The sequence below is a fragment of the Sulfurovum sp. MH2-6 genome (assembly GCF_058374785.1).
Genome location: NZ_CM178170.1, coordinates 304,344 through 320,166, shown reverse-complemented (window position 1 = coordinate 320,166; position 15,823 = coordinate 304,344). Strand labels below are relative to the sequence as shown.

At 44.0% G+C, this 15,823-nt stretch carries 17 protein-coding genes, 1 other RNA gene and 1 riboswitch; of the genes, 10 read left to right on the top strand and 8 right to left on the bottom strand.

Going from position 1 to position 15,823, the window contains the following annotated elements:
* Window positions 1–102: 102 nt before the first annotated feature.
* Window positions 103–476: a transfer-messenger RNA gene (gene ssrA, locus AC4JOV_RS01585) on the top strand.
* 262 nt (window positions 477–738) lie between these two features.
* Here the strand turns inward: ssrA and AC4JOV_RS01580 are convergent.
* Entirely contained in the window at window positions 739–966 is a 228-nt protein-coding gene (locus AC4JOV_RS01580) for a hypothetical protein (protein ID WP_229936873.1), read from the bottom strand.
* Window positions 967–1,225: 259 nt separating this feature from the next.
* On the opposite strand from AC4JOV_RS01580, the gene AC4JOV_RS01575 reads away from it, so the two are divergent.
* The 4 genes from AC4JOV_RS01575 (at window position 1,226) to AC4JOV_RS01560 (ending at window position 5,983) form a co-directional block, all read left to right on the top strand.
* Window positions 1,226–2,935 carry a DUF1800 domain-containing protein gene (locus AC4JOV_RS01575; RefSeq protein WP_229936874.1) on the top strand — a complete coding sequence of 570 codons (1,710 nt, stop codon included), beginning with the start codon at window positions 1,226–1,228 and terminating at the stop codon, window positions 2,933–2,935.
* Window positions 2,936–2,938: 3 nt separating this feature from the next.
* Complete coding sequence (locus AC4JOV_RS01570; protein WP_229936875.1) at window positions 2,939–4,309, top strand: DUF1501 domain-containing protein; 1,371 nt, start codon at window positions 2,939–2,941, stop codon at window positions 4,307–4,309.
* Window positions 4,310–4,426: 117 nt separating this feature from the next.
* The gene (locus AC4JOV_RS01565; RefSeq protein WP_229936876.1) at window positions 4,427–5,101 is read left to right on the top strand and encodes a porin family protein; all 675 of its coding nucleotides are present in this window, start codon (window positions 4,427–4,429) and stop codon (window positions 5,099–5,101) included.
* Window positions 5,102–5,248: 147 nt separating this feature from the next.
* Window positions 5,249–5,983, top strand: a complete 735-nt coding sequence (locus tag AC4JOV_RS01560; RefSeq protein WP_229936877.1) for a porin family protein — start codon at window positions 5,249–5,251, stop codon at window positions 5,981–5,983.
* A 184-nt stretch (window positions 5,984–6,167) separates the two neighbouring features.
* Here AC4JOV_RS01560 and AC4JOV_RS01555 read toward each other — a convergent pair whose 3' ends face one another.
* From AC4JOV_RS01555 to AC4JOV_RS01540, 4 genes are read right to left on the bottom strand one after another with little or no spacing between them, the layout of a single operon-like run.
* Window positions 6,168–7,004 carry a class I SAM-dependent methyltransferase gene (locus AC4JOV_RS01555; protein WP_229936878.1) on the bottom strand — a complete coding sequence of 279 codons (837 nt, stop codon included), beginning with the start codon at window positions 7,002–7,004 and terminating at the stop codon, window positions 6,168–6,170.
* Window positions 7,005–7,016: 12 nt separating this feature from the next.
* Complete coding sequence (locus tag AC4JOV_RS01550; protein WP_229936879.1) at window positions 7,017–8,003, bottom strand: ATP-grasp domain-containing protein; 987 nt, start codon at window positions 8,001–8,003, stop codon at window positions 7,017–7,019.
* A 12-nt stretch (window positions 8,004–8,015) separates the two neighbouring features.
* Complete coding sequence (locus AC4JOV_RS01545; RefSeq protein ID WP_229936880.1) at window positions 8,016–9,071, bottom strand: glutamate-cysteine ligase family protein; 1,056 nt, start codon at window positions 9,069–9,071, stop codon at window positions 8,016–8,018.
* 2 nt (window positions 9,072–9,073) lie between these two features.
* Window positions 9,074–10,054 carry an ATP-grasp domain-containing protein gene (locus AC4JOV_RS01540; protein ID WP_229936881.1) on the bottom strand — a complete coding sequence of 327 codons (981 nt, stop codon included), beginning with the start codon at window positions 10,052–10,054 and terminating at the stop codon, window positions 9,074–9,076.
* Between the two features lie 201 nt (window positions 10,055–10,255).
* Here AC4JOV_RS01540 and AC4JOV_RS01535 point away from each other — a divergent pair, with 201 nt between their 5' ends.
* Window positions 10,256–10,468, top strand: coding sequence for a hypothetical protein (locus AC4JOV_RS01535; RefSeq protein WP_491522169.1), 213 nt, complete (start codon window positions 10,256–10,258; stop codon window positions 10,466–10,468).
* 18 nt (window positions 10,469–10,486) lie between these two features.
* On the opposite strand, the gene AC4JOV_RS01530 is transcribed toward AC4JOV_RS01535, so the two are convergent.
* Window positions 10,487–11,494: an alanine racemase gene (locus tag AC4JOV_RS01530; protein WP_229936883.1), complete on the bottom strand. Its 1,008-nt coding sequence runs from the start codon at window positions 11,492–11,494 to the stop codon at window positions 10,487–10,489.
* 52 nt (window positions 11,495–11,546) lie between these two features.
* Here AC4JOV_RS01530 and AC4JOV_RS01525 point away from each other — a divergent pair, with 52 nt between their 5' ends.
* Window positions 11,547–11,684, top strand: a complete 138-nt coding sequence (locus tag AC4JOV_RS01525) for a hypothetical protein (RefSeq protein WP_229936884.1) — start codon at window positions 11,547–11,549, stop codon at window positions 11,682–11,684.
* The gene (locus AC4JOV_RS01520) at window positions 11,684–12,697 is read left to right on the top strand and encodes an agmatine deiminase family protein (RefSeq protein WP_229936885.1); all 1,014 of its coding nucleotides are present in this window, start codon (window positions 11,684–11,686) and stop codon (window positions 12,695–12,697) included. Before AC4JOV_RS01525 ends, AC4JOV_RS01520 begins: the two co-directional genes overlap by 1 nt.
* A 2-nt stretch (window positions 12,698–12,699) precedes the next feature.
* Here AC4JOV_RS01520 and AC4JOV_RS01515 read toward each other — a convergent pair whose 3' ends face one another.
* Window positions 12,700–13,332 (bottom strand): CAP domain-containing protein, encoded by a 633-nt coding sequence (locus tag AC4JOV_RS01515; RefSeq protein WP_229936886.1) that lies wholly within the window; start codon window positions 13,330–13,332, stop codon window positions 12,700–12,702.
* A 60-nt stretch (window positions 13,333–13,392) separates the two neighbouring features.
* Window positions 13,393–13,472: riboswitch (cyclic di-GMP riboswitch) on the bottom strand.
* Window positions 13,473–13,536: 64 nt separating this feature from the next.
* On the opposite strand from AC4JOV_RS01515, the gene AC4JOV_RS01510 reads away from it, so the two are divergent.
* Together AC4JOV_RS01510 and AC4JOV_RS01505 are read left to right on the top strand one after the other, a co-directional pair.
* Entirely contained in the window at window positions 13,537–14,412 is an 876-nt protein-coding gene (locus AC4JOV_RS01510; RefSeq protein WP_229936887.1) for a carbon-nitrogen hydrolase, read from the top strand.
* 74 nt (window positions 14,413–14,486) lie between these two features.
* Window positions 14,487–14,972, top strand: a complete 486-nt coding sequence (locus AC4JOV_RS01505; protein ID WP_229936888.1) for a globin domain-containing protein — start codon at window positions 14,487–14,489, stop codon at window positions 14,970–14,972.
* A gap of 283 nt (window positions 14,973–15,255) precedes the next feature.
* On the opposite strand, the gene AC4JOV_RS01500 is transcribed toward AC4JOV_RS01505, so the two are convergent.
* Window positions 15,256–15,822 (bottom strand): NUDIX hydrolase, encoded by a 567-nt coding sequence (locus AC4JOV_RS01500; protein ID WP_229936889.1) that lies wholly within the window; start codon window positions 15,820–15,822, stop codon window positions 15,256–15,258.
* Window position 15,823: the final 1 nt, after the last annotated feature.

Below are 15,823 nucleotides of genomic sequence, written 5' to 3'. Positions count from 1 at the left end.
ATCTCGTACACAGAGACGCTCTTTTAGTATCTGTAACTTTATTCTTAACTCCCTTTTACCCTCTTGACAAAGTAATCTAAAAGTGATATTATCCCGCCATATGGGGATGACTTGGTTTCGACTGGAGTAGTCGGGGCTATGTGCATGTCGGACTGGGCAATTCCGTTACGCGGCCCAACGCGAATAAACGCAAACAATACAGATTACCGTCCAGCTTACGCAGTAGCGTAAGTCATTAACCCCGCTAACGCGGAGGACTGCCTCGCTAGTGAGTGTCATCTTAGCTAGAGTTTGAGGTATCATATCTGATGACTATATCTGAGTGTTGCCTAGCACGCAGACGAACTTTCAGGCTGGTCTTGCATAGTTTTGGGTGTAGTACGAAGCAAGATGAGACCAAACAACACCGCCTAAGCATGTAGAGTCATGGTTCTATCTATTTTAGGACAGGAGTTCGATTCTCCTCATCTCCACCAAACTTCAAAACAGACCAATCCGTAAAAATATTTCAAAGTTTGTAATACATTATATAACTCTCTGCTTGTAGCTTATCAAGATAACAGCATTGTCACTCAACCGACCATTCTACTTACTGTAGAGATATTTACGTACGGTTAGTATAAATCACCTATACTTCTTCTTACATAGCAACCAAAAATATGTAAAATCAATTTCATGTTGATTTCTCCCTTTTAAACTTCCTTGCCTTATTTGGTTGCTATCCTAAAATCCCCTCTATTAAAAGTCTCTCTTTTTAGTAAAAAGTTTACTGATTGCCGCAGCTACGATAAACGACAGTGCGAGCATCCCGAAACCGCCGGTAAACATTCCAAATGATGACTCAATGGCACCAATAAACATAAACTTTATACCCAGATAAAACAGATACAAAGAGACGATTCCAAGCAGCAAAGCCAAGTACCTGGTTTTATTTCTTTTTATATGCGATCCAATAGCTTTTATCATACCTTATCCCATCTCCTTTATATTTCACTCATCAAAGGATTATAACACGCCACGCTTTATCTACCTCATCCGAAAATCTTTAAAATAGATCCAGACTATCACGCTCATCTTTATATATAAGTTTTACTACGCTTCTTTCATAGATCTCCTCCCCATACTATCTCTTCATCTTAATAGTTCTTCTGTTACAATGAAATCAAATATTGTGAATAAAAAAGTAAGCGGTAGACCTCACTGTACTTTTTAAAAGAGGAAGATTATGCACAGTTACATACCAAAGTTACTTCTCGCCATTTTTTCATTAATAACCTTCATTGGCTGTTCGGGGTCGGGCAGTGATACAGATACCGGCTCCGGCCAGGAAAATAATATCACGCTACAGATACCCGTAGAGAGCAGAGAAGGAGCCGCACACTTTCTTGCCCATGCAACGTTTGGTGCGAGAGAAGAGGACATTGACCGGCTTTACGAAATGGGCGGTTATATCGTATGGTTGAATGAACAGTTTCAAAAACCTCCTACCGGATACATTGAGTGGATCAGAAAACATCAGGGGATCAACCTCGGTTCAGAAGATGTGGCGGCAATACTTGGCGATGCATGGTACAGCATCGCCGTCAATGCAGAGGACCAACTGAGACAGAGAGTAGCCCTTGCCCTGAGTGAGATCATTGTGGTCTCAACGATTGGCGTGGAGAGCCCCTACTCGGTCGTGGATTTTTACGATCTTTTGTCCGAATATGCCTTTTCAAACTACAGGGATATTCTTTATCATACCGCCCTGCACCCCGCTATGGGGGTATACCTCAGTACATTGGGGAATATGAAAGAACATACCACTGAGGACGGCACGCTGGTACACGCTGATGAGAACTATGCCAGAGAGATCCTGCAGCTTTTCAGCATTGGGCTTGTACAGCTTGAACTCAATGGTGAACCAAAACTCCCTGATGGCCGACCCGTCCCTACCTATACCCAAAAAGATATAGAGGAGTTTGCAAAGGTCTATACGGGGTGGACAAGCGACAACGGTGGCTTCTATTACCTTGATGGCTATACCACGCTGGATTCACTCTCCAAACCGATGATCCCCTATGAGGAGAATCATGACAGAAGAGAAAAAGTTTTCTCCGATACCTTCAGCAATGCCTATGGAGAGCCCCAAAGCATACCTGCCGGACTTAGCGCAGAAGAGGACCTCAAGCATGCGATCGATATCATTATGAACCATCCCAATGTCGGTCCTTTTATAGGGAAACAGCTGATACAAAGGCTTGTGACCAGCAACCCCTCTCCGGCATATGTTGCCAGGGTAGCTTCCAAATTCAATGATAACGGATCAGGGGTAAAGGGAGATATGAAAGCGGTCATTACGGCAATCCTTACCGATGAAGAAGCATTATTGAAATTTAAAGATCAACGACCTGCACCGAATAGCTACGGAAAACTGAGAGAACAGCTGATACGTATTGCCTCGGTGATGAGAACTTTCCATGCAAAAGGTGATCCCTCCATAGGCAGTTATGCATTTTATGATTTTCAGGCTGCAGGCTCTCGCGGGCTTCATCTTCAGCCGCTCACTGCACCTTCGGTCTTCAACTATTTTCAACCTACATTCACCCCTTCTGGGAGCCTGCAATATAGTGGCCTGGTTGCGCCGGAGTTTAAGGTCCTGCCTCCTCTGAAGATGAGTGAATTTGGTACTGTTATGCTGAACGTTATAGGCTTGACAAATGACCTGCCTGATCAGATCAGGCTTGATCTCAGCCGGGAGAGAAGCCTGCTTGACATTCAAGGTCCCGAAGCCCTGGTCGAGCATCTGGATCTGCTCTTGATGTCCGGGCAGATGAGTGATGTTCTGAAAGATGAACTGACAGACTATGCTGCGACCCATCAAAGCGCGCATGATATCGTAGGGCAGGTGATCGTGCTGATCGTTCTCTCTGCCGAATATGCTATAGAGAGGTAAGCAATGAAAGGGAAAAAAATCAATAGACGTGACTTTCTCAAACTCCAGGCTTCACTTGCATTAAGCTCCTCCTCCCTGCTCTCTATACTTGGTGCATTCTCGCCCCTAAAGGCAGAAGAACCTACAGACTACAAGGCCCTGGTCTGCATCTTTTTAGAAGGGGGGAATGATGCCTTCAATATGGTTGTTCCGACCTCTGCTGCCGCCTACAGTGAGTATGCAAAAATCAGAGGTGACCTGAGTGTCCCCATGGAGGCGCTCCTACCCTTGAAGGAGAGCGGATATGGTCTCTTTAATATGCCTGCACTACAGGAGATGTTCAACAGTGACAAACTGGCACTTGTTGCCAATGTAGGGACACTTGACAGACCCATCACCAAACAGGAGTTTACCTCAGGTGTCTACAACCCGCCTCAGCTCTTCTCACATATCGATCAGCAAAAACAGTGGATGACCGCAAACTCAAATGTCATAGAAGATTCAGGCTGGGCGGCCAGGGCGGCCTATATCCTTTCAAACAACAACGACTTTACCAATATCAGCGTAGACGGCAGCAATTTTATGCAGTTAGGCGGAGAGATGGCCCCCCTCGAGATCACTGGGACCATCAACCCGTTCAAAAATTACGGATACAGTGATCCGGACTCTGCACTTGCGTTTGACGAGATACTGCATCAGATCATTCAACGGGAAACAGAGAGTGAGCATATGCTGGTCAGGGCCTATGCTGAAAATCGAGTAAAAAATATCGACTATCGTACAAGTGTCAGTGAAGCACTTGAGGCTGCGCCGGACCTTCATTTCACCAGTACCCTCGAGAATGAACCGGGAGTACCCCTGGCCAAACAACTGGAGATGATCGCAAGACTCATCTCAGTACATGCACAGCTCCCCAATGCTCCCAAACGTCAGATCTTCTTTGCGAGGCTGCACGGATTTGACCACCATGCACTGCAGATGCGGGACCATCCGCTCAAACTGAGCTACCTCGACAATGCCATGCAGGAGTTTCAAAATGCCATGGAGCATATGCAGCTCTCTGAGCAGGTGACTACCTTTACCGCTTCGGATTTCGGAAGATCCCTCGTGCCCAATGGCAACGGGACAGACCATGGATGGGGGGGCCATGCCCTGGTCATGGGAGGTGCCGTCAAGGGAGGAGAGATCTATGGCGATATCCCGGAACTCAAATCACTCTCCGGCGGCTATAGCAGCGAATACATCACAGAGAGCGGACGCGTGATCCCTACGACCTCCGTAGAGCAATACCTAGCGACGCTCGCTGCATGGTTCGGCTCCTACAGCAGTACGCAGCTTGAAACTATATTCCCGAACTTGAACAGTTTCGATAAACAGACTTTGGGATTCATTTGAAACACCCCATGGCGCGGGGGAGAGGAATACCATTTCTTTATAGAGGTTTAATAGTTTTCATGTCATCATAGTGACAGGAGATCATAGTTTCCTCATACAAATGACAAGGAGTTCATTATGAAAAAAACAAGTTTATCCATCATGGCCTGTGTGGCACTGAGTACATTTTCATTCGCAGGTGGGGATATCGAACCGGTAGTTGCACCGGTGGAAGAGGTAGTGGCACCGGCACCTGATGGGAGTGGTCCCTATATCGGTGCGGGGGTTTCATTTTTTACATTTGAAAATAAATATAGCGGAAGTGCGCCGGGTGATCTCGAACCCATTTGGATAACCAATGAAGCGAGTTGGACGGGCGGAACTATCCTGGCCGGGTATCAGTTCAACCCCTATATTGCTGTTGAGGGGCGCTATAGTATGAGTTTTACTGATGCATCGTGGGAAGTTGACGGAAGTGATGCCGGTGATTCGAATGATGACTTTTCAAATCTTGCGATCTATCTTAAACCGATGTATCCGGTAGGAGATCTCACACTCTACGGACTGCTCGGTTACGGTCAGACAACGATTGATTGGGATGGCGGTTATGAAAGTAGTGACAGCGACTTCCAATGGGGTATCGGTGCAGGCTATAAGATCACTGAATCACTGAGTCTTTTTGTGGACTATACCGTCATGTTTGACGATGATGAGTTCGATCCTCCTTCAGAAGGAGATATGGTCATGGTAGTGGGTCAAAGTAAAGACTATAAGGCAGATGCCATCACACTCGGAATCACCTACAACTTCTAATCAGTTTTCTCAGGCACCCGCCTGGGAATATCCCGTCTCTCTTAGATAGCTATAAATCTATTCTTCTTTAAGTTTTATATAAGCAATATTTATTTTCAGTTAAGTTACATCATCTTATAATGAGAAATAATATCACAAGGAGTTATTATGAAAAAGTTAACATGTTCTATAGCAGCGGCATTGGCATTGAGTACATTTGCAGTAGCAGGTGGGGATATCGAACCGGCAGTAGCTCCGGTAGAAGAGGTGATGGCACCGGCTCCCGATGAAAGCGGGTTCTATATCGGTGGGGCATACAGTGCGGCAAGCAGTGAAACAGATTATTATCGTACATACGGTCAGGATGAATACGATAATTGGGAAGAGTTCGGTTCCGCCGACATGGATAGCAGCGGTTATATGTTGTTAGCAGGATACCAGTATAACAAATATATCTCCATTGAAGGTAGATACTGGGGATCCAACTATGAGTATAGTGAAGAGTATACCAATTACTATAATGGTCGAGAAAATTATGATGGCAGTTGGAGTACAAATGATGGAGAATTCAGTGCATGGGGTATCTATCTGAAACCGATGTATCCTATCGGTGAAAAGTTCACGGTATATGGATTGCTGGGATATGGTAATGCGGAGATCGATATGGAAGCATTCGGTGATGAAAAACTGTTGGATGAAAGCGGATTCCAATGGGGGCTTGGTGCTTCCTATGCACTCAGTGACAACATCTCCTTCTTTGTGGATTATGTACAGTTAGCAAGTGATGCAGACGGTTATTATGATTATAATGCCGGTCAGATACAGCCTTATTATGACTACAATTATGTGGAATGGGAAACTTCCCTTTATACGATCAATGTAGGTATAACCTATAAATTTTAACTTGTCTCTGCCGGGTTTCAAATCCCGGTAGATGATGTGTCTATTCAGTTAGTTTCTTCTAATTATTTCGTTTACCTTTCCAGCCTTGACTTTAAATAGAAAGAGTTTTTATTTCCGAAGAAGATCATAGCTTCCAGATCAAATATACTGCATGACCTGACAACATCCCGGAAGATCATCTATTTCATTCTATCGATGCTTTGCAATGATAAACAGGATACCATGCATACCACTGCTTTCCTTTTATGGCATGAGATTCATAGAAAAAGTCTGACTGCTTAAGCGCCCCCTCCCATTGTGATCGTGTAGGGATAGTGTTGATACCCTGAAAGAAGTAACGGTGGATAATCTCATATTCTCTCTTTGAGAGGAGTCCCTCTTGGTGATCCGATTCAATGCATGCAAAAACTTTTTTATTATCCAACAGGGCACTCTTTTGATCATATGCCTGATTGACGTACCCCTGCAGGCGCATACTTAAACCAAACTCTGCCTCATCGATCTTACCGCTTCTAAATGCTTGAAGCAGTGTTGATCTACTCCACTGGTTATCGGATACAACCTCTTCCGGCATAAGGCATTGTCGGGTAATAAAACTTCCCCCATTATCCAACATGAGACGAATGGAATGAAGCAGAGGCATATAATTCTCTAAAGGATGAATATTTCCGAAAATGCCGTCCCCGACAATGAAACCGGGCTTTTTATCCAAAAATGCTTCCAGATCATTCCAGTCTCCATGAATGATCTGCTCTTTAGATCTGAAGGCCGGATCCAGCCAGTCCTTATAGGTCTCTATAGAGGCGGCACTGCAATCGATCGAAACCAGGAGATCACAATGCTGTACGGCAATATTTCTTAATTCGGGTGTCATCCCCATAACGACACCTATCTCACATCTCTTTGGAAGATAGCGGGCATACTGTTTGATCTCCGCTTCATTGGGAGAACCTGCCGGATACCTCTGATGCCTACTCCCATCCTCTACCCTTGAGTCTACGACTTTTTGTGTCCAATCCATGCCTCTTCCTGTCTAGTCAATATTTTCATCGTTTAATCTTTTGCGAATCATTTCAACCAAGCCATGACGGATCAACTCCAGATGTTTGTTGAAAATCTCTTTTTCTGCTTTTAGAAAAATCGTCATGCTTGCATTAATCTCAAAAATCAATAGATTCATATCCTTGTCAATATAACAGTCAATCCCAAAATAATCCAACTGCAACCGTTTATAAATTTCTGAAATGATCGGTTGGATCTTCGGCTTTATTTCCGATCCAAAACTACTGGCTGCAATTTTCTGCAAGGCTTCAGGATGTGCGATCTGATTGCGATGATGTACCATCCACTCCTCACTGACCTTGAGGTGTCTGAGATAGACTTCACCGTCAATCACAATCAACCGATACTTCTTATACAACCCCTCTTCCCGGTACTCTACGAACTGCGTCAGATAATACTCCCTTCCATCCAGAGGAAAAGCGTAGAACTGCTCTGATTCATCCTCTACCCTGATCGTGCTGATACCGCCATGATCTCCCGCCTGTCTGAAAATCACAGGATACTCAAACCCCTCCTCCTTGATGATCCGGTGAATCTCTTCCGAGGATTTGGGTGCGATCCTGACCGTTTTGGGGACCTGAAGCTTTTCTATACCATCAAGCGATAGGTAGATCTGATCTCTGCTTGTTCTCACTACATGGGAAGGAGTATTAAAAAACGGTACCTCCGATGAGATAGCTTGATAAAACTGATCCGCCTTCTGAAGTGTTATCTTATGCGTATCGGGATCGGAAATTTCATTGAATACCCCATGAATCATCTGTCGGGGAAGCTCCTGGTCACTTCTCGTATCCAAAATCATTTTTATTGTTTGAAACTGATCGTTTGCGATATATTGGCTGATATTTGCACTTCCCCTATTGCGCCACTGTATATTGCCTTGTTCATCTATTTGTGCAATCCTTACCTTGCGGTCATCTGCCAATCCGCTGATAAATAAAACATTCTTTTTCAACATTCTCTTTCCCTTCTATTGCCCGATCGGTTCTCGATTGTACTCATATCTATTTGAAATACTTTCAAGAATATCGCCTGTTGCCAAAAAGCTCTGCTTCATTGTTGCCGCATAAGAGAGATTCTTATGCAGCATCTCCTCCAATTGCTCAACAGTTTGACTGTCTGCTATAGTATTTTTGACGGCTTTCAGTACTTTTAACCCCTGCTCCTTGATCCGCGCATCTTCAAATCCTTTCATCGCTGAAAGCTTGAGCATTTCAGGATCCTGTTTTTCTGCTCTATGATCAAGTGTTTCATCCAAAAGCAACCCTTTTATCAGCATGATAAGCGCCTTTAAGAGCCTGGCATCTCCACAGGCATCGTAACCCCTGAATTCAATCACGTAGTTCCCTTTTCTATTTTGTAATTGTGCTGCCTTTCTTGCCTTATTTGCTTTTTTATAGGTTCGATAGGATAATCCATCAAATAGCTTTCCCTCATAGAAAGGAGATGAAAAACTAAAAGGGATGATAAAAGGCGTGTAGTAGTTAAGCTTATAAATCAGATCCATCATCTGCTCTTCTGTATAGCCTTTTATCGACACATTCACATGAAGCCCGTGCCACAATAATGCATTGACCGCTATCTTCAACTCTTCCGGTGTACGTAGATCAACTTCTGTCTGATTTAAGGGGTGATCAAATATAACACTGTTTTTAAAAGGGTGTAAACTGGTGAGCAACGGAGAAAAACCAAAGCCTTTTGCTATCTTCATAAGTACGCGGTAAGAAGTCGTGAATTCACTCACCAGCGCATCAATATCTCTATGAGGCAATGTTCTGATTTCCAGGCCTTTGGGAGTAGTCTCAAGAAGTTTTCCCTCTCTATCATACCGTTCAAACCCTTCTACATAACATCGTTTCGGTTTTCTCTCCAATGACTTACAATCAAAAAACTTATCATCATTTTCGAAATAAGGGAATGCATCTACGATCTGTTGAAACACCGGAAACTTCGCTGTTTCAAAATCCAGATAGGTCCCATTCTTATCCTTAAAGACAAATTCATGTTCAATACCGATTTGCACCATAGCTATTTTCCTTTATCTCTTAACATCTCAACCAAAGCTGAACGTATCATTTCTATATGCTTTGAAAAAAGCGTCTTTTTGCTTTTGGTAAAAACATTCATATTGGCATTGATTTCAAAAATCAGCAGATTCATATTCTCATCGATATTGCAGTCAATACCAAAATAATCAAGCTTTAAACGATGATATATTTCTGTAATAATGGGTTGGATCCTGGGTTTTATCTCTTTTGTAAAACGATTGGCAATAGCTTTTTTATACTTTTGACTCTCTTCCTTATCTAACTGACTTCCTGCATGCACCATCCATTCTCTGCTGAAAATTGCATGTCTGATATAAACCTCACCATCAACAACAACCAGACGGTATTTTCCATAAATTCCCTCTTGATCCGTATAATCTACAAACTGTGTGAGGTAATAATCCCTTCCATCCAGGGCAAACGGAGAAAATACTTCTCTGTCATTATCGACTCTTATCGTACTGATACCTCCATGGTCACCTGCCTGCCTGAAGATAACAGGATATTCAAACTTCTCATTTTTGATCACCTCATAGATATCCGAAGGTGACCTTGGCTGTATCTTTACTGTCTTGGGGACACGGAGTTTATCTATCCCCTGGAGCATTCTATAGATATTGTCCCGGGTTGTCTGCATCACCAGGGAGGGAGGGTTAAAAAAGGGGAGATGCTTGGAAACCGCTTGATAGAAATCCTCCGTTTTCTGCAGTGAGATCTTATGGGTATCAGGATCAGATATCTGGTTAAAGACCCCATGAATCATCTGTCGAGGAATTTTTTGATCTTTTCTCGTATCCATAATGATGCTCGACCTGCTGAAATAATCGTTTTTTAAAAAATTGATTAAATTGGCACTACCGCTTCCACTCCATTTAATGTTTCCGTTTTTGTGAATTTGATCAATTTTAAGTGCACCATCATCAGGGATACCATTGATAAATAAAATATGTTTTTTTGCCATGCACTTCCCTTCCAAACAATGTTTAACCCTCTAAAAGAAAGATTAAACTAACTAAATATGATGAATACATTATACTCACAAAAAGATGAAAAGTCTCCTTAGCGTAAACGTGCCAAACAGCGGGAAACACATCATCAACTTAATGAATTTACAAAGTTATTTTAAGTACCATAAGTAAATGTTGAGTGAAAAGGAGAAAAGATGATTTTGAAAAAATTAGAAGATGGGGTAGTCGTTTCAGCAGTAGAGATCATCTCTTTTGATGTGAAGACAGAAGACCGGAAGGCAACAATCAAAGTGGTGCTGGATGATGCGCAAAACAGTGAAGTCACCTATCATCAGGAAGCGGGAGACAAACATATCTTTCAAATTGTGGATGAAAATAATGATCTCATTAGAGTCATCCACCAATAAGCGGTTCGGAGAGACAGATTACTCTATCAGTTCCCTTGGTATATCAGAGGAGAGTGCCGTCGTGATCTCATAAGAGATCGTCCCAAAGTGTTGTGCTGCTTTTTGTGCATCATCCATAATGCATAGTGACTCTTTTTCACTCTCAAAACTTATCAGGTCCATGGATACCCGGCCAAGTACTTCCAAGCCTTCACTCGTCCGGTAAGCTGCCTTGTCACTGGCTCTCAGCCATCCGTCACCATAGCCGATATTATAGGTGGAAACCACCATGTCTCTTGGAGCGGTATAGCTGCCGCCGTACCCTACTCTCTGGCCTGCTTTGAGCACTCTTGTGGCAACTTTTTTTGCATAAAGTCTCAGCACCGGCTTGAGATCTGTCCTGTCAAACCCCTCAGGAAGTTCATCATATCCGTAGGCGGCGATACCCACACGTACCATATCATCATCAAAACTTCTTGTACGCAGGATCGCTGCAGAGTTATGCGAGTGAAACCGTACACTCTCAAAACCGCGTGCTTTAACGCTCTGCTTCACCAGTCCAAAGTACTTCTTCTGCCAAAAGTAGTCTGATCCGAGTTCATCTGCAGACTTGAAATGGGTCATCACACCCACCAGGTTCAAACCCTTTTCCGTGATTATGTCCAGCGCTTCATCCAGTTCGCTGAGAGCAACACCATTACGGTGCATACCGGTATCGACTTTAAGCTCTATACGGCATCCTTTCTCTATACCGGATAACTGTTCGATACTGTTGATCGCAAAACTGCAGACCTCATCCACCCTGCTCTCTCCGGCGAGTACGACGACACTCTCAAAGAACTCTTTGACCTCTTTAGCTTCCGTGTAATCACGAACCACAGCATGTTTGATACCGTACTCACTGGCCAGTGTAGCTATCAATTTGAGACCGTGTCCATAGGCATTGTCTTTCAGTACAATGGCTATTTTCTCTTTAGAGCCGGTTTTTAGCGTGATTTGGTTAAGATTATGATAAAAATTTTGTCTACTGATCGTTATATATGCCATGAAGGAATTATACCCCAAATAGACAAAAATCACCCCTAAATAAAGGTAAAAAATGGATTGGATGACAATTCTCAAAATTATCGGTTTTATCTTAACCGCAGTGGTCCTTTTTGCGCTTGTCAAAGAGTTAAAAAAAACGATCAAAGATGCCAACAACGGAAAACAAAATGAAAGGTGCGATCTAGACTGATGAAACATATGGTTGCAGAGTGGGAAAGACAAAAGCTTGTACTCCTGTCGTTCCCCCATAAAGGAACAGACTGGTATGATCCAGAAAATGAAAAGAGTTTAAACGAGGCGCTCAGCCCGTTTATCCGTATCGCACAGGCCATTGCCTACGCACAGCCTGTATACATTATCTGTCAAGACAAGCAGGAGATATCCGATATGTTCTGCTCGACACGCAACATGACATTTATCGAGATACCGACAAATGATACCTGGATACGCGACTACGGATATCTCTCCATCAGAGAAGAGGATGAGCTCAAACTGCTCGACTTCACTTTTGACGGATGGGGAGGAAAGTTTGAAGCATCGCTTGACAACAGTGTCAACAAAGTACTTCACAAGATGGGTTATATGGGCACTACACCGCTTGAGACGATCGCCTTTGTTCTTGAGGGCGGTTCACTCGAGAGTGATGGAGAGGGGACGATCCTTACTACCTCTGAATGCCTCTGCAACCCAAACAGAAACGGCGGGTTAAGTAAAGAAGAGGTGGAAGCAAAACTTCAGGAGACCCTCGGTGCTTCAAGAGTCTTGTGGCTTGACCATGGGTATCTCTCGGGAGATGATACCGACTCTCACATCGATACACTTGCACGTTTTGTCAAGCGTGATACGATCATGTATGTCAAGTGTGAGGATCAGAGTGATGAACACTATGATGCACTCAAAAAGATGGAAGAACAACTGCAGAGATTTACAATGGTTGACGGAAAACCTTACAACCTGGTAGCGCTTCCGATGTCTGACGCGATTTATGATGAAGAGGGGCGTCGTTTACCGGCTACCTATGCAAACTTTCTGATCACAAACGAGGCACTCATCTACCCGACATACGGTACACCGCAGGATAAAATTGCCCATGAGGTATTTGCAGCAGAGTTTCCGGACAAAGAGATCATTCCGATCAATTGTCTCAAATTGATAGAACAGGGAGGCAGCCTTCACTGTTCTACGATGCAGGTGGCCTACTAAGGCTACAGACTGCGCCCGAAGTTCTGAGCCCAGTAGGTCTGGTACTGATCCGTTGAAGGATAGTAAGCCATACCTACCTCTGTAAAGTGCTCACTCATAAGATTTTTACAGTGTTCATCACTGCGAAGCCATGCATCCATTGCTGCTTGTGTCGTTTTTTGCCCTGCAGCAATATTTTCACCGATGGCACGCCATCTATAGTCAGAGTAATGCATACGCTCTCTCAAATTACTCCCGCGTCCTAGCCTCATATCAACAGCTGCCCTATCGTTTCTGGTACCTGATCCATCATGGCTGAAGTGGCTGCTCTTGGCCATATCATAGCTGTGTTCATACGCAGCCTCATAGAGCCTGTCACTCCAGACCAGCGGTTGTACCGGTCCCATGCGACCATACCTACCGCAAGACCTTCTCTCTGAACGGACTTTATTGATCCGGGCGAGGAACTCTTTTTGCTCTGATTTGGTGATAAAAGAGGGGGAAGCGTGCGCTCGTTTTTTCTTCATACTGTTCGTCTGCGAAAGATAACTCTTTTCACTCTTCACGATACTGGTATGTGCAACCTTACTCGAACCACATCCCGTAAAGATAAATAGTGTAGCTGACAACAGTGCAGCAATAGCGGTACTCTTCATATACTTTTCCTTTGAAGATAAAAAATAATGAGGAAAAGCAAAAGTTACATGCAGCTAAGAATGTGCAACCTGGCTATCTTAATCCTTAAGACCCATTGGCTTTCCGTCCATATCTCACGATATGTTTGGCTTTTAACATTTCCTTGCTATAACTATATAAAAATACGGTTTAATAAAAAATAAAATTATGCTAAAATTTCTACCATGAAAACAGCACTTATCCAACAGAAATTTTATGGCAATAAAACCGAAACCATCAACGCTACTGCCTCGAAGATAGAAGAGGCTGCAAAAAATGGAGCAGAACTGATAGTGCTGCAGGAACTTCACCAGAATGAGTATTTCTGCCAAAGTGAAGATACCAAATTTTTTGACTATGCTGCCCACTTTGAACAGGATATCGCTTTCTGGTCTGAGATTGCAAAAAGGAATCGTGTCGTACTTGTCACCTCACTGTTTGAAAAGCGTACCGCAGGTCTCTATCACAACACGGCCGTGGTCTTTGAAAAAGATGGTACTGTTGCGGGGAAATACCGCAAGATGCATATCCCTGATGACCCGGGCTTTTATGAAAAGTTCTACTTTACACCCGGAGACCTCGGGTTTGAACCCATCGATACATCCGTAGGCAGGCTGGGAGTGCTCATCTGCTGGGACCAGTGGTACCCGGAAGCTGCAAGAGCCATGACGCTTCGCGGTGCTGAAGTGCTTATCTATCCGACAGCTATCGGATGGTTCGATGCGGACAGTAGCGAGGAGAAGGCACGGCAGGTAGAGAGCTGGATCACGATCCAGCGTTCTCATGCTATTGCCAACGGTATTCCGGTTCTTTCGTGCAACCGTGTAGGGTTTGAAGCTGACAGTTCCGGCGTGATGGACGGCATACGTTTCTGGGGCCACTCTTTTATCGCCGGAGCTCAGGGAGAGATACTGGCACAGGCAGGAAGCGAAGATGAAGAGATACTCTACGCGGATATCGACCATACCCGTACCAAAGAAGTACGGGATATATGGCCGTTCCTGCGTGACAGACGTATCGAATCTTACCACTGCCTGCTCAGACGTTACTGCGACGAGTAATTATCTGGGTTTTGGGAGGTGCCCTTTATGATAATTTGATACAATATCCCAAATTTTACACTCGGAGAGATAAGATGTATGATGTAACCCCTGTTGAGAAAGGTGCACCTGTACACTTTAAAATGCCTGATCCGGCATTTTACGAAGCATTGGGATATGAAGGTATGAAAGACCTGATGTACCGTTTTTATGATGAGATCTATGAGAGTTCTATCGCCAACTTCTTTCCTCAGGATGAAGAGGAGTTTGAAAAGGTCAAAGAGAGAAATGCACGCTTTTTTATCCAGCTCTGTGGCGGACCGAACGTGCATATAGAATCAGAGGGGAAAGACCTCAACGAATATATGATTCGCCTGCATGATGAGTTTTCCATCTATGAAAAAAGCCGCTATGAGTGGCTTGGATGCATGGAGACAGTACTGCGTGAAACGGATATCCCCCAAGAGCTCAAAGAGAACTTCTGGAAATACCTTGAAGCCTTTTCCAAACTGACGGTCAACAGCTTCACAGACGGCAGCCATTTTTATGCTGCCTATACACAGGCCGTCCAGGACAACTAAGCAGGTAGCAGATGAGGAGCGTAAAGCAAACGTGAACTGCTTCACGTTTGTAGCTTTGGAACCGGAACGGTCGTAGCGAAGTGAAGCCGTGTAGGCACAGGTAGCAGGTAGCAGGTAGCAGGTAGCAGGTAGCAGGTAGCAGGTAGCAGGTAGCAGGTAGCAGGTAGCAGGTAGCAGGTAGCAGGTAGCAATTTTTCATAGACTACTTGAACAAAACCTTAAAATAAAAGCATTTTAAAAAAATGCTTACCAAACTTACTCCTTACTACCTACTCCCTGCTCCCTACTTTTTATTTTCAAACCACCACATAAATGCAAACATAAGCCCGGGAGTTTTTGCGACTGCTTCATCAAATATAAATGACTTCGCCTCTGCTGTCGGCAGATAGAGAACTTCGATCTGTTCATCATCCACGCCTCCCCCTTCAGAGACCTTCATACTCTCATCAACTTCTGTATAGTAGAGCATCTGTTTACTCCCTGCAAACCCTACTGAAGTATAAAAAGAGGTGATCTTTTCCAACCGGTCTACAGATACCCGGTAACCGCACTCCTCTTCTATCTCCTCGGCTGCGATATGCATCAATGAGAGATTTTTATCTACGATGCCTGCACAGAGTTCGATCGTGAGTCCTTCGTTATTATTGAGATAGACTGCCGGTCTGAACTGCTTCACCAAGACAAAGGCATCCTTTGTTTTATGGTAGATCAGTATCGCGACACTGTCATGTGCCTCTACAATCTCCCAACTTTTTGCCATACCGTTTTGCTGATAGGTAGCTAAAGAGGTAGTGATGAACTTTGGATCTTCAAGGGGGTTTAGCCGGAAAGACTTGATCTCATTTTCCATC